This is a genomic window from Carboxydothermus pertinax, from assembly GCF_001950255.1.
Lineage (GTDB): Bacteria > Bacillota > Z-2901 > Carboxydothermales > Carboxydothermaceae > Carboxydothermus > Carboxydothermus pertinax.
This window is the reverse complement of record NZ_BDJK01000056.1, coordinates 1-917: the sequence shown is the minus strand read 5'-3', so window position 1 is coordinate 917 and position 917 is coordinate 1. Positions and strand designations below refer to the sequence as shown.

Genomic DNA, 917 nt, shown 5'->3' with positions numbered 1-917 from the left:
TTTGCGGTAGAAGAGGCCTTAAGAATCAAAGAAAAGTTAGGGCAGGGGGAAGTAGTAGTAGTATCGGCCGGTTCCGACCGGGCCCAGGAAGCGTTACGGCAGGCTTTAGCCATGGGAGCCGACCGGGCGGTCCTGGTCAAAACCGATGGACTAAAGCTCGACGAAACTGTAACTGCCGAAGCTCTAGCCAAAGCCTTAGGGCAAATGGAGTATGATCTGGTTTTAACCGGCTGGCGGGCCATTGACGACAGTTCCGCCCAGGTAGGAGTACGGGTAGCCGAGATTTTAGGCTTACCGCAAATTAACCTTGTCACCAAACTAGAAGTAGAGGAAGGCAAGATTACCGGCCACCGGGAAATCGAAGGGGGGACCGAAGTAGTTGAAGTACCTCTACCGGCGCTTATTACCGCCCAGCGGGGATTAAACGAACCCCGGTATCCTTCAATGAAAGGCATCATGCAGGCCAAGAAAAAAGAGCTAAAAGTAATACTGGCTACCGAATTAGGGGTAGCAGCCCAACCCAAAGTAGAAATAAAAGAAATCTTTCTTCCCAAAGGTAAAGAAGCGGGGAAAATCTTCACCGATGAAGCGGCCGTAGCGGTAGCCAAGCTAGTCAAAGCCTTACGGGAAGAAGCCAAGGTAATCTAGGGGGTGGAGGAAATGGGAAAAGTATGGATAGTAGCAGAGCAAAGGGAAGGTAAATTAAAGAAAGTAACCTTTGAGATGGTAACCCTGGCCCGAAAAATCGGGGGAGAAGTAGAAGGAGTAGTAATCGGGAAAGACGTAAAAGGTTTGGCCAGCGAACTTGGGGAATACGGAGTGGGGAAAATATACGTAGCCGACCATCCCGACTTAGAGCAGTACACCACCGCCAAATACACCAGGGTACTGGCGGACTTAATCAACAAAGAAAAGCC

General features: G+C 50.1%; 1 protein-coding gene and 1 pseudogene. Both read left to right on the top strand.

The annotated features are described in order from the left end of the window. Window positions 1-648: electron transfer flavoprotein subunit beta/FixA family protein (locus cpu_RS11850; RefSeq protein ID WP_234970249.1), on the top strand; the 648-nt coding region annotated here is incomplete at its 5' end. A 12-nt stretch (window positions 649-660) separates the two neighbouring features. Further along, window positions 661-917 (top strand): annotated as a pseudogene (locus cpu_RS11845) (electron transfer flavoprotein subunit alpha/FixB family protein); the annotation flags it as partial.